Genomic DNA, 12,504 nt, shown 5'->3' with positions numbered 1-12,504 from the left:
ATCATGGTCTTGAAGTGGCGAATTCGGTCAAGTTTTGCGCAAAAAGCCGGCGAAGACCGCTTTCCGATTGCTCTACAGCCCACGCTTGCCGAAGCCGGCGGGCTTTGGCCGGCCCATCGGTTGGACAGACGGCACCGCGCGTGTGGCCGGTGCGGCGACGCGAGCAGTGGATGGCGCAGTGCTGGTGGTGGCCATCCGGCCGCCGGCCGACGGAACAGCGCCCTCGAAATCGAAAACCGATGTCAGCTCATCGATATTGCTGCCCGCCACCGGCTTCGCCACCAGGATCGTGCACCACAGGCCGAAGATCGACAGCGCAAGCAGGTTCAAACCACTGGGCGTACTTTCCGGATTGTTGAAATCGATGACCAGCAGTGTGCCTGCCTGCAGAAAGGCGTAGATGGCGCAGAATACGGTGTAGGACCACAAGATCCAGCCTTTGCCGTTGGCGTCGCGGCTGCGCCGCCAGGCAATATTGCCACGCATGACCACGGCCAGCAGCGAAACGACGAGGACCGCGCCGGCCATCCCTTGCCGCGACGGACCAGGCGCGGAGTTGACGAAGCCCTCAAAGCCCATCGTCCCCACAATGCACACCATAGCAACCATGGCCTCGAGGAAAGCGACCCCAAGGGAATAGAAGAAGAAGCGCATGCGTCCGATATTGGAGGTGAACATGTGCGACCCACTGTTTTCACAACGATAGATCAGCACCAGATAATATTCGGTTACGCCGGACGTTCGAAGCTTACTGATCTTAACCTTCTTGGTCTGTCTTCCGGTTTCGCGCGGCGGCCGGAAGCCGTCTCGGATCGTCTCCCGGCGAACCGTCGCCGCGCGGCATCGCGGGCGAAAACCGGTCCAGCGACGATATGATGCCGCGCAGCACCTTCAGTTCCGGCTCGGCAAACCCGGCGCGTGTCAGGACAGCGCGCAGGTTGTCGACCATCTTCGGCTTCTTCGGCGCCGGGCGGAAATAGCCGCGCGCTTCGAGCGCGCCTTCGAGATAGGCAAACAGGCCGTGCAATTCTTCCTTGCTCGCCGGCTTCATTTCCGGGCTGGAGAAATTGGTCGTCGTCTCATCCTCCAGGCCTGACTTCATCCATTCATAGGACATCAACAGCACGGCCTGGGCGATGTTCAGCGACGAAAAGCCGGGATCAACCGGAAAAGTGACGATCTCGTCGGCGAGCCCGACCTCGTCATTGTAGAGGCCGAACCGCTCGCGTCCGAACAGGATCCCGGTGCGCTGGCCAGCTATCTGACGCGCCCTCAGCGCCCTGCCCGCCTCGACCGGACCGCGCACCGGCTTGAACCCGTCGCGCTCGCGCGCCGTGGTGGCGAAGACGAAATTGAGATCGGCGACCGCGGACGCCAGATCATCGAATACAGTCACGGCGTCGATGACATGGTCGGCGCGGCTCGCCGCGGCGCGCGCCTTCTCGCTCGGCCAGCCGTCGCGCGGATTGACGAGCCGGAGTTCAGCAAGGCCGAAATTGGCCATGGCGCGCGCGACCATGCCGATATTCTCGCCGAGCTGCGGCTCGACGAGAATGATCGCCGGGCCGGCGGCGGAGACGTTTTCAGGAGGTTGCGCGGCGGACATGATCTCAATGAACTGCTGTTTGCGGCATTTTCAGCGTTCCCTGCCACATCCGGCCGCCAAAATGAAGCGTTTGCAAAACACCGGGTCGCAGCACGGACGGCCCGTTCAGCGCCGATCGGCGTTTGCGTGGCCAAATAGGCTTTGATATACGCTCGGCATCCCCGGTCGAAAGCCCTGCGGGCAAGGCCGTTTTGTTCCCCATAAGCGAGGCATTCTTTCCATGGCGAAGATCAAGGTGGCGAACCCGGTCGTCGAACTCGACGGCGACGAGATGACCCGCATCATCTGGCAGTTCATCAAGGACAAGCTGATCCACCCTTATCTCGACCTGAAGCTCGAATATTACGACCTCGGCGTCGAGCATCGCGACGCCACCAATGATCAGGTGACGATCGATTCGGCCAACGCCATCAAGAAATGGGGCGTCGGCGTGAAATGCGCGACGATCACTCCCGACGAGCAGCGCGTCGAGGAATTCAAGCTGAAGAAGATGTGGAAGTCGCCGAACGGCACCATCCGCAACATTTTGGGCGGCACCATCTTCCGCGAGCCGATCATCATGAAGAACGTGCCCCGACTGGTGCCCGGCTGGACCAAGCCGATCATCGTTGGCCGCCACGCCTTCGGCGACCAGTACCGCGCCACCGATTTCCGCTTCCCCGGCAAGGGCAAGCTGACGATCAAATTCGTCGGCGAGGACGGCAAGGTGATCGAGCATGACGTGTTCGATGCGCCCGGCGCCGGCGTCGCCATGGCGATGTACAATCTCGACGAGTCTATCCGCGAATTCGCCCGCGCCTCGCTGAATTACGGCCTGCTGCGCAACTATCCGGTCTACCTCTCGACCAAGAACACTATCCTCAAAGCCTATGACGGCCGCTTCAAGGACATCTTCCAGGAGGTCTACGAGCAGGAGTTCGAGGCCGAGTTCAAGGCGAAGAAGCTTTGGTATGAGCACCGCCTGATCGATGACATGGTGGCCTCCGCCCTGAAATGGTCGGGCGGCTATGTCTGGGCCTGCAAGAACTATGACGGCGACGTGCAATCCGACACGGTGGCGCAAGGCTTTGGTTCGCTCGGCCTGATGACCTCGGTGCTGATGACGCCGGATGGCAAGACGGTGGAAGCGGAAGCCGCGCACGGCACCGTTACCCGCCACTATCGCCAGCATCAGAAGGGCGAGGAAACCTCGACCAATTCGATCGCCTCGATCTTCGCCTGGACGCGCGGGCTCGCCCACCGCGCCAAGCTCGACGACAATGCCGAATTGAAGCGCTTTGCCGACACGTTGGAAAAGGTCTGCATCCAGACGGTCGAGAGCGGCTTCATGACCAAGGATTTGTCGTTGCTGATCGGCCCCGACCAGCCATGGCTTTCGACCACCGGCTTCCTCGACAAGATCGACGAGAATCTGCAGAAAGCGATGGCATAAGCCGACAACGAAGGCTCCGAGAGGAGCCTTCGCTTTTTGGACGAGCAATGCGAGCAGGAGCGAAGGGCTGAGCGATGACCAAGCCGACCCTCTACGGCGCTGATTACAGCGTCTATGTGCGCATCGTCCGCCTCGTGCTGGCGGAAAAGGGCATCGACTACGAGCTTGTGCCGGTCGATGTCTTCGCTGCGGAGGGCATTCCCACCTGGTATTTCGAGCATCACCCGTTCGGCCGCATCCCGGCCTTTGAGCACGACGGCTTTCGCCTGTTCGAAACCAGCGCGATCGCCCGCTATGTCGATGAGGCCTTCGACGGCCCGGCGCTGCAGCCGAAAGACCCGCACGGCCGCGCGCGGATGAACCAGATCATCGGCATGCTCGACGCCTATGCCTACAGATCGATGGTCTGGGATGTCGCCGTCGAGCGGCTGGAGAGCGCAGCGCCAGACGAGGCGCTGATCGCCAACGGACTGCGGCTGGCCGAAACGGTGCTCAGGGTGCTCACAGCACTCAAACCTTCCGGGCCGTGGCTGCTCGGCGATCAGCTGACGCTGGCCGATCTGCACGCGGCGTCCATCATCGCGTATTTCCTCAAGGTTCCCGAGGGGCAGAAGCTGCTCGCTGAATTTGCCGACATGCAGGCCTGGTGGGACCGAATTGCAAAGCGTCCGAGCCTGGCGGCCGGTTGAGAAGGCTGGGCGCCCATGGCTGACGTTTCTCGCCAGGACGCGCTCACGGTCGCCAGAATAGTCAGGGTCAACCACGCCGGTGAGTTCGGTGCGATCAGGATCTATTCGGCCCAGATTCTTGTCGCCAAACGCTTCTGGCCGGATTGCGTGCCATCCTTGTCGGAGATGCTCGGGCACGAACGCACGCATTGCGCCGCGTTCCGCACCGCCATGCCGGCGCGGCAGTCGCGACCGTGCCGGGTGATGCAATTCTGGAGCTGGGGCGGCTGGCTGCTGGGATTTGTGACCGCCCTGCTCGGCCCGCAAGGCATCTGGGCCTGCACAGCGGCGGTCGAAGCGACAGTTCACCGCCATCTGGACGATCAGCTTTTCTTTCTGGCCGACCGCGACCGCGACCTGCGCGGCATCATCCTGACAATCCGCGAGGAAGAGCTCGCGCATCTCCATCACGCCGAAGAGCAGTTGAAATCACCCGGCCCGGCGCTGAACATTCTGCGGTCGCTGATTTCGGTCGCCACCGACGTGCTGATCTGGCTGTCCACATGGGGCGACTCCAGCAGAATGACGCGCGCGCTGAAGGCGGCAAGGCAGGGCTAGGCGGCGTAGCCTAAAGGCCGATTGCCGGCCTTGTCACCATCAACCAGAGAATGGCAAGCACAGCGGCGAACGCCGGAAAGCCGCACGCAAACCAGATGCGAAACAGGCGCTTTTCCTCAGGGGGCAGCGGCGCGTTTTCACTAGCCGCCTGCCGCGCCAGGTTGCGGATGCGGATCTGGATCCAGACCACCGGCAGCCAGAACAGGCCGGTCACGACGTAAAGCAGCAGGGACAGCACGATCCAGCCTTCGGAGAGCGGCCAGCCGATGGCTTGCGCCAGCAGCACGCCGGTGATGGGCTGCACGATGACGGCGGTCGCGGTGAAAATCGTGTCGGCGATGACGACGGTGCCGGCGACATGGGCGACGAGTTCGGCGCGGCCGGTGCGCTGCGCCATCAGCATGAAGAAGGCGATGCCGGCGCCGGTGCCGAACAGAACCGTGGCGCCGATGATATGCGCCCAGCGAAGGAGGTCGACCCAGGGGCTCATCGCTCGTCCAATATCGCCAGCGCCACCAGGGCAAGGCAAAGCGCAGGTATGGCCTTGACCATTGCCCCCAGAGGATCGAGCCACAGATCGGGAGCAAGCGCGGTTGCTGCGCCAAGATAGGCCAAGGTGATGGCAATCATCCCCATCAGTGCGATGCGCGCGAAGGACCGCACGAGAACAGCGGCTCCGACGAGAATGTCGGCAACGCTCCCGGCAAGGACCATCCAGAGCGCGAGCGCCGGCGACAGGCCATGCGAGACCACAACATCGGCGGCCGCGTCGTGCCTAACAAAGCCGACAATTCCGGACACCAGCCAGAACAGCGACAGCACCCCGAATACGACCGGTTTCAGCAACCAGAGCCGAGCGAACCAGCGCTCCTGGACATGGGCCGGCATGGCGGCGAGAGTTGCCTCCAGCGGCTGCAGTTTTTGATCGGAAATCTCGTTCCAAAACCTGGCATTGCCGGTCACGCCGCGGGCCAGCGCGGCGACGGCTGCGCTGCGCAGAGGCGAACGCCAGCCTAGCAGGCCGAGGCCATCGGCAACAGAAGCCGCGATCCGGCCGAGAAAGGTCGGCATCGGCACCACGCGGGCCGGCGGCAGGCCAAGCCATGCCCGGAAGGCCACCAGCACGTCGGCGAGAGACCGCGCCTCGGTCTCGACGAGATCGATGGAAAGACGCGACGGTAGAGATCCGGTGACCACGCGCGACACCGCCTCGGCAACATCGGTGACGGCCACGGTCTGGATCGGCTGGCGCGGCATGACGGCAGGTACGAAGCCAGGAAAGGCGGCAAGCGCGCGCAAAAGTGCCGTCCCGCCATAGGCGGCGGGTGCGATCACCAGCCCCGGGCGCAGGATGGTCCATTCCAGCGAAGAACCTGCGACGGCCTTGTCGCCTTCACCTTTGGTACTGAAGAAGACATCTGATGAGGCGGGATCGGCACCGATGGCGGAGATCTGCACGAAGCGGGGCACCCCGGCCTGTTCGCAGGCCGCGACCAGTGCCACGACCGCGCCGCGATGGATGGCGTCGAGGCGGTCGCGCGGGCCGTCCTGCAAGGCACCCGCCGCATTGACCACCGCATCCATGCCGGCAACCAGCGGCAGCCAATCTTCAGCGGCGAGCAGTTTCGACATGTCGGCGGCGATCCAGCGCGGCGCCGGCCATCGCCGCGCGGCTTCGCTGATATCGCGGCCAAGGCCCGTGACCTGATTCCCGTCGCCGACGAGGCGGCCGACGACGGCTTCGCCGATCAGTCCGTAGCCGCCGAGGACGAGCACCTTCTTGCCGGGACTATCGGGCATAGGCTGGCTTTCAGGCTGCCTCCAGCGCTGCCCTCACCGCGGCGATCGCATCATTGGCCTTCGAGGCATCCGGGCCGCCGGCTTGCGCCATGTCGGGCCGCCCGCCTCCGCCCTGCCCGCCCAATGCGGCCGAGGCGACGCGCACCAGGTCGACGGCGCTGAAGCGGCCGACGAGGTCGTCGGTGACGGCGACGACGACGCTTGCCTTGTTGTCCTCACCGGCGCCGACAAAGACCACCACGCCCGAGCCGAGCGAGGTTTTTCCCGCATCGGCCAGCGGCTTCAGATCCTTAGGCGACACGCCGGAAACCGCTTTGCCGAGGAAGCCGACACCGGCGACGGTCTCGTTCTCTGAGGGCCCGCCGGCCGCGGCACCGCCGCCGAGCGCCAGTTTCTTGCGCGCTTCGCTCAGTTCCTTCTCAAGCTTCTTGCGTTCCTCGAGCAGCGTCTCGACGCGAGCCGGCACGTCGGCGGGAGAAATCTTCAATGTCGAGGCGACGGCCTTCAGACGCCTGTCCTGCTCGTCGAGATGTTTGCGCGCGGCTTCGCCCGTCAGCGCCTCGATGCGGCGCACGCCGGCGGCGACCGCGCTGTCGGAGACGACACGGACCAGGCCGATATCGCCGGTCGCCCGCACATGGGTGCCGCCGCAGAGTTCGACCGAATAGGGCCGGTTGGCCTTGGCGCCATGCAGGCCGGTGCCCATCGACACGACGCGCACCTCGTCGCCGTATTTCTCGCCGAACAGCGCCATGGCGCCTTCGGCAATGGCGTCATCGACCGACATCAGCCGCGTCGTCACCGGGCTGTTCTGGACGACGATTTCGTTGGCCATGCGCTCGACCTCTTCGAGCTCCTCAGCCGAGATCGGCTTGTTGTGCGAGATGTCGAAACGCAGCCGCTCTGGCGCGACCAGCGAGCCTTTCTGCGCGACATGGGTGCCCAGCACTTCGCGCAGCGCCTCGTGGATCAGATGCGTCGCGGAATGGTTGGCGCGCAGCCTGGTGCGGCGCGCATGATCAACCTTCAGCTCGACGGCGGCACCGGTCTTGACCGTGCCGCTCGCCACCTTGCCCAGATGCACGAACAGGCCGTCAGCCTTTTTCTGCGTATCGGAGATTTCGATCGAGAAACCTTCGCCGGAGATCACGCCGGTGTCGCCCATCTGGCCGCCGGATTCGCCATAGAACGGCGTCTGGTTGACGACCACCGCCACCGCATCGCCCTTGCCGGCGCTGTCGACGGTCTCGCCGTTCTTGACCAGCGCCTGGATGAGGCCTTCCGCAGCTTCAGTCTCGTAGCCGAGGAATTCGGTGGCCCCGGTCTGTTCGCGCACCGAAAACCACACCGTTTCGGTGGCGGCCTCGCCGGACCCGGTCCAATGCTTGCGCGCTTCGGCCTTCTGCTGCTCCATCGCATGAGTGAAGCCGGCAAGGTCGACCGAGATGCTGCGCTGGCGCAGCGCGTCCTGCGTCAAATCGAGCGGGAAGCCATAGGTGTCGTAGAGCTTGAAAGCGGTCTCGCCGTCCAGCATGTCGCCGGCGTGCAGCGTTTCCGTCGCTTCCGAGAGCAGGCCGAGGCCGCGCACCAGTGTCTTGCGAAAGCGCGTCTCCTCAAGCTTCAGCGTTTCGGTAATCAACTGTTCGCCGCGCAGCAGTTCGGGATAGGCCTGGCCCATCTCGCGCACCAGCGCCGGCACCAGCTTCCACATCAATGGCTCTTTGGCGCCGAGCAGCTGCGCATGGCGCATGGCGCGGCGCATGATGCGGCGCAGCACATAGCCACGGCCTTCATTCGACGGCAGCACGCCATCGGCGACCAGGAAGGAGGACGAGCGCAGATGATCGGCGATGACGCGGAAGGAGGCGACCGTCTCTTTGTCAGGCCCCTGTCCGAGCGCGGACGACGCCGCATCGATCAGATGACGGAACAGATCGGTCTCAAAAACGCTTTCCACCCCTTGCAGGATGGAGGCCATCCGCTCCAGGCCCATGCCGGTATCGATCGACGGCCGCGGCAGGTCGATGCGCTCTTCCTTGGTGACCTGCTCATACTGCATGAACACCAGGTTCCAGAATTCGAGGAAGCGGTCGCCATCCTCTTCCGGGCTGCCGGGAGGACCGCCCCAGATGTGCTCGCCGCGGTCGATGAAAATCTCCGAGCACGGACCGCACGGTCCGGTGTCGCCCATTGCCCAGAAATTGTCCGAGGTCGGGATGCGGATAATGCGGTCGTCGGAGAAGCCGGCAATCTTCTTCCAGAAGCCGGCCGCCTCGTCATCGGTGTGATAGACGGTGACCAGCAGCTTGTCCTTGTTCAGCCCGAACTCCTTGGTGATCAGGTTCCAGGCCAACTCGATGGCGCGCTCCTTGAAATAGTCGCCGAAGGAGAAGTTGCCGAGCATCTCGAAGAAGGTCAGGTGGCGCGCGGTGTAGCCGACATTGTCGAGGTCATTGTGCTTGCCGCCGGCGCGCACGCTTTTCTGCGCGGTCGTGGCGCGCGAATAGGAGCGCTTCTCGAGACCGGTGAAGACGTTCTTGAACTGCACCATGCCGGCATTGGTGAACATCAGCGTCGGGTCGTTGCGCGGCACCAGCGGGCTCGAGGCCACGACCTCGTGGCCCTCCTTGCGGAAATAGTCGAGGAATGTCGACCGGATCTCGTTCACGCCACTCATCACTGCTGCCTTTTCGCGAAAACCGCCGGCACGGCCGGCGGAAACTGGTCTCTGCTTTTTAGAAGATCGACTTGGCCTTTTAGCGGGCACGCTTCACCCTGTCCAGAAACACGGAATTGGGCCAATCCAGCAGCTGCCAGGCTGCCTTCACGCTTGCCCAAAAACGAAAACCGCCGGCTCGAAGGCCGGCGGTTTGGAACGCGATACTAAAGAACTCGGTTACATAAGCATCAGATAATAGACCGGATTTATGGCCGAACTCTGACCATTGCCCTACATGGCGCCGGATTCTTCCTCGAAGCCGTCGTCTTCGCCGCGCTCAGGGCCGCCATTTTCGAGGAACTTCTCGGCGATCAGCCCGGCATTCTGCCGCAGCGCCAGTTCGATCTCGCGCGCCGTGTCGGGATTATCGCGCAGGAACAGCTTTGCGTTCTCGCGGCCTTGGCCGAGACGCTGCGAATTGTAGGAGAACCAGGCGCCTGACTTTTCGACCACGCCGGCCTTGACGCCGAGGTCGACCAGCTCGCCGGTCTTGGAGACGCCCTCGCCATACATGATGTCGAACTCGACCACCTTGAAGGGCGGCGCCAGCTTGTTCTTGACCACCTTGACGCGGGTCTGGTTGCCGACGACCTCGTCGCGGTCCTTGACCGAGCCGATGCGGCGGATGTCGAGGCGAACCGAAGCGTAGAATTTCAGCGCATTGCCGCCGGTGGTGGTTTCGGGCGAGCCGAACATGACGCCGATCTTCATGCGGATCTGGTTGATGAAGATGACCATGGTGTTGGAGCGCGAGATCGAGGCGGTCAGCTTGCGCAGCGCCTGGCTCATCAGACGAGCCTGCAGGCCGGGCAGCGAATCGCCCATCTCGCCTTCGATTTCAGCGCGCGGCGTCAGCGCCGCCACCGAATCGACCACCAGAACGTCGATGGCGCCGGAGCGTACCAGCGTGTCACATATCTCGAGCGCTTGCTCACCGGTGTCGGGCTGCGAGATCAAAAGGTTTTCCAGGTCGACGCCGAGCTTGCGGGCATAGACCGGGTCGAGCGCGTGCTCTGCATCGACGAAGGCGCAGATGCCGCCCTTCTTCTGGGCTTCCGCCACCGTGTGCAGCGCCAGCGTCGTCTTGCCCGAGCTTTCCGGCCCGTAGATCTCGACGATGCGGCCGCGCGGCAGGCCGCCGACGCCAAGCGCGATGTCGAGGCCAAGCGATCCCGTCGGCACAGTTTCGATCTCGACGACCTGCTCATTGGCACCGAGCCGCATGATCGAGCCCTTGCCGAAGGCGCGCTCGATTTGGGACAGCGCCGCGTCCAGAGCCTTTGATTTGTCCACCGCTTTGTCCTCTACAAGCCGCAAAGAATTCTGAGCCATGATACATCACCCCTTGGTCGTCAATTAAGGCCGGACAATCCGTAATCCCTGCCCAGTTTGTACCTTTTTTGTTCTCGTTTGGCAAGAGGGGTCAAATATCTGAAAATCAATCTTTATCCGGATTTGTTCTTTTTTTGTCTCATGGTTTGGTTTTCGCACGCATCCCGTATTGGGCCAAGCGCTCCGGCAGTTTGGCTCCGCCGAATCGCTGGCGCACAACCTAGCGCTTGTGCGGCTCGAATAACAAAGGTCATATCGCCGGCATGGTGAAATCTGCAAAAATCCTGGCGGTGGGCGGCGCCCATATCGACCGGCGCGGCCAGGTGTCCGGTGCTTACGTGCCCGCCGCCTCCAACCCCGGTACCATGCGCGAAGATGTCGGCGGCGGCGTCTTCAACGCGCTGCGCAGCCTCGTTCGGCGCGGCGTCTCGGCCTCGCTGATGTCGATGCGCGGCGGCGATGCAGCGGGCGAGACGGTTGCGCGCGCCATCATTGAGGCCGGCATTGCCGACCTGTCGGCGGTGTTCCTCGACCGCACAACGCCAAGCTACACCGCGCTGATCGACCGCGAAGGCGAGCTGATCACCGGCTTTGCCGATATGGCGCTTTACGATCTCGCCTTCCCCAAGCAGATCCGCCGCTCCAAGGTGCGCGAGGTGATCGCCGAGGCCGACGCGGTGCTGTGCGACGCCAATCTGCCGGCAACGGCCCTGGAGCGGCTGGTGGGGCTCGCCGCCGGCAAGCCGGTGTTCGCCATCGCCATCTCGCCGGCCAAGGTCGTGCGACTGATACCCGTGTTGAAAGGGCTCGCGCAGGTCTTCATGAACCGGCGCGAGGCCATGGTGCTGGCCGGCGTCGGCGCGAATGCCAGCGAGCGCGAGACTGTCGACGGTTTGCGCTGCAGCGGCCTCAGGAGTGGCGTGGTGACGGCAGGCGAAGGCCCGGTGCTGGGTTTCGACGAAGCCGGTGCCTTTTCCATCCTGCCGCCGACACCCAGAAAGGTCGCCGACGTCACCGGCGCCGGTGATGCGCTGGCCGGTGCTACCATCGCTGCGTTGCTGCGCGGCCTGCCCCTGCGCCAGGCATTGCGCGAGGGCGTGGCTGCGGCGACGCTCGCCATTGAAAGTGCGGACGCCGTGCCGGCTTTTACGACCGCGACCTTCAAAGAGGCGCTGGCTCTTGTGCCGGACGCGCAGGAAATGGCATGAGGGCGGCGAATTGCCATCGCCGGAGCGCGCCGTCCAGGGGGATGCGCAGCACTTCGGACCGGAGACCGTCATGACACCGCAAAGCGCCCGCCCCTTCATCGACATCCACCCGCCGGTGGCCGAGGCGCTCGCCGCCGGTCGCCCCGTGGTGGCCCTGGAAAGCACCATCATCACCCATGGCATGCCCTACCCCGACAATGGCGCCATGGCGGCCAATGTCGAAAAGATCATTCTGGACAATGGCGCGGTGCCAGCGACGATCGCCGTAGTCGCCGGGCGCATCAAGATCGGCCTGTCGGACGGCGAGCGCGAGTCGCTGGCCATGACCGGCGACGCCATGAAGCTGTCGCGCGCCGATCTCGGCTTTGCGGTCGCTGAAGGCCGCACCGGCGGCACCACGGTCGCCGCCACCATGATCGCGGCTGACATGGTCGGCATAAATGTGTTCGCCACCGGCGGCATTGGCGGCGTCCACAAGGGCGCGGAAAAGAGTTTCGACATCTCCGCCGACCTCGACGAACTGGCGCGCACACCGGTCATCGTCGTCTCGGCCGGCGCCAAGGCGATCCTCGACATCGAAAAGACGCTGGAAGTGCTGGAGACGCGCGGCGTGCCGGTGATCGGCCATGGCTGCGAAACCATGCCCGCTTTCTGGTCGCGCCAGTCGCGCTTCCGCGCCCCGCTGACGCTGCACAAGCCCGAAGAGATCGCGCATTTCTACAAGACCCGCGCTGCGCTGGGCCTGGGCGGCGGCATGCTGATCGCCAACCCGGTGCCGGAGGACGACGAAATCCCGGCCGACGAGATGGCCGGCTATATCGAGGCCGCGCAGAAGGCGGCCGAAGTGCAGAATGTGACGGGGAAAGCGGTGACGCCGTTCCTGTTGGGCAAAATCCTTGAACTGACCGGCGGCCGGAGTTTGAAGACGAATATTGCGCTGGTCGAAAACAATGCGCGGCTGGCGGCGAGGATTGCGAAGGCGCTGTAGGGCTGTCTTCTACGCCGGCGGGACAGCACCCCCCTCTGTCCTGCCGGACATCTCCCCCGCAAGGGGGGAGATCGGCAGTTTCACCCTCGCCTGCTTTCTTCGACGTTGAAGATTGGCGAAAGCGTTGATGACA

The 12,504-nt window shown here is 63.9% G+C and carries 11 protein-coding genes; 5 read left to right on the top strand and 6 right to left on the bottom strand.

The window, feature by feature from the left end:
* Positions 1-72 precede the first annotated feature (72 nt).
* Positions 73-714: a hypothetical protein gene (locus FJV77_RS17930; protein WP_142868095.1), complete on the bottom strand. Its 642-nt coding sequence runs from the start codon at positions 712-714 to the stop codon at positions 73-75.
* A 43-nt stretch (positions 715-757) separates the two neighbouring features.
* Positions 758-1,606 carry an RNA methyltransferase gene (locus FJV77_RS17925; protein WP_142868094.1) on the bottom strand — a complete coding sequence of 283 codons (849 nt, stop codon included), beginning with the start codon at positions 1,604-1,606 and terminating at the stop codon, positions 758-760.
* A 220-nt stretch (positions 1,607-1,826) separates the two neighbouring features.
* Between FJV77_RS17925 and FJV77_RS17920 the strand changes: the two genes are divergently transcribed.
* The 3 genes from FJV77_RS17920 (at position 1,827) to FJV77_RS17910 (ending at position 4,324) form a co-directional block, all read left to right on the top strand.
* Entirely contained in the window at positions 1,827-3,038 is a 1,212-nt protein-coding gene (locus FJV77_RS17920) for an NADP-dependent isocitrate dehydrogenase (protein ID WP_142868093.1), read from the top strand.
* 74 nt (positions 3,039-3,112) lie between these two features.
* Positions 3,113-3,727, top strand: coding sequence for a glutathione S-transferase family protein (locus tag FJV77_RS17915; protein WP_142868092.1), 615 nt, complete (start codon positions 3,113-3,115; stop codon positions 3,725-3,727).
* Between the two features lie 15 nt (positions 3,728-3,742).
* Positions 3,743-4,324, top strand: coding sequence for a demethoxyubiquinone hydroxylase family protein (locus FJV77_RS17910; RefSeq protein ID WP_142868091.1), 582 nt, complete (start codon positions 3,743-3,745; stop codon positions 4,322-4,324).
* Between the two features lie 10 nt (positions 4,325-4,334).
* Here the strand turns inward: FJV77_RS17910 and FJV77_RS17905 are convergent, their stop codons facing one another.
* The 4 genes from FJV77_RS17905 to recA all read right to left on the bottom strand — a co-directional run bounded on the left by FJV77_RS17905 (position 4,335) and on the right by recA (position 10,175).
* The gene (locus tag FJV77_RS17905) at positions 4,335-4,814 is read right to left on the bottom strand and encodes a DUF2269 domain-containing protein (RefSeq protein ID WP_142868090.1); all 480 of its coding nucleotides are present in this window, start codon (positions 4,812-4,814) and stop codon (positions 4,335-4,337) included.
* A complete protein-coding gene (locus tag FJV77_RS17900) occupies positions 4,811-6,124 on the bottom strand; it encodes an SDR family oxidoreductase (RefSeq protein ID WP_142868089.1) in 1,314 nt (437 codons plus the stop codon). Before FJV77_RS17900 ends, FJV77_RS17905 begins: the two co-directional genes overlap by 4 nt.
* A 10-nt stretch (positions 6,125-6,134) precedes the next feature.
* Entirely contained in the window at positions 6,135-8,801 is a 2,667-nt protein-coding gene (alaS, locus tag FJV77_RS17895) for an alanine--tRNA ligase (RefSeq protein WP_142868088.1), read from the bottom strand.
* Positions 8,802-9,074: 273 nt separating this feature from the next.
* Entirely contained in the window at positions 9,075-10,175 is a 1,101-nt protein-coding gene (recA, locus tag FJV77_RS17890; RefSeq protein WP_112561417.1) for a recombinase RecA, read from the bottom strand.
* A gap of 263 nt (positions 10,176-10,438) precedes the next feature.
* Between recA and FJV77_RS17885 the strand changes: the two genes are divergently transcribed.
* A complete protein-coding gene (locus FJV77_RS17885) occupies positions 10,439-11,383 on the top strand; it encodes a carbohydrate kinase family protein (protein WP_142868087.1) in 945 nt (314 codons plus the stop codon).
* Positions 11,384-11,453: 70 nt separating this feature from the next.
* The gene (locus FJV77_RS17880) at positions 11,454-12,371 is read left to right on the top strand and encodes a pseudouridine-5'-phosphate glycosidase (RefSeq protein ID WP_142868086.1); all 918 of its coding nucleotides are present in this window, start codon (positions 11,454-11,456) and stop codon (positions 12,369-12,371) included.
* Positions 12,372-12,504: the final 133 nt, after the last annotated feature.

It is taken from the genome of Mesorhizobium sp. WSM4306, from assembly GCF_007003975.1.
Classification (GTDB): Bacteria; Pseudomonadota; Alphaproteobacteria; order Rhizobiales; family Rhizobiaceae; genus Mesorhizobium.
The sequence above is the reverse complement of the archived record's forward strand: the minus strand, read 5'-3'. Positions and strand labels throughout refer to the sequence as shown.